Below are 444 nucleotides of genomic sequence, written 5' to 3' on the forward strand. Positions count from 1 at the left end.
TTGCAACATAGTCAAGTAAATGGACACACTTTTTAAATATATTTTTATGAAAAGACAGAATTACTCCTGCCTTTCCATGTAAAACTGTTCTATTTCATCCGGAGTATAATCTCCAAGTGAAGAGTGAGGACGTTTAGAGTTGTATCGATTTATGTATTCAAAGCAGCATAGGCGTAGTTCATCCTGATTGCGGAAAGATTTACGATTAATGCATTCCCGCTTCATATGGCGGAAAAAGCTTTCCATGCATGCATTGTCATATGGATAGCCTTTCTGAGAAAAGGACTGAACAACATTACATCTTTCTAACATTTGTCTAAATGTAAAGGCAGTGTATTCAGAACCACGATCTGAATGAAAGAGTACATATTCAGGTTCACCTCTATCGAAATAAGCATTTTCAAAAGCTTTCCTAGTCAAGTCTACATCATGACGATTAGAAAT

Annotated in this window: 1 protein-coding gene; it reads right to left on the reverse strand. The window is 35.8% G+C overall.

Translation table 11 applies throughout. The annotated features are described in order from the left end of the window. Positions 1-60: 60 nt before the first annotated feature. Positions 61-444, reverse strand: a 384-nt coding sequence (locus HMPREF2887_RS02845) for an integrase core domain-containing protein (protein ID WP_222564015.1), incomplete at its 5' end; no start/stop codon positions are given.

Origin of the sequence: Streptococcus sp. HMSC071H03 (assembly GCF_001813035.1) — a bacterium.
Lineage (GTDB): Bacteria > Bacillota > Bacilli > Lactobacillales > Streptococcaceae > Streptococcus > Streptococcus anginosus.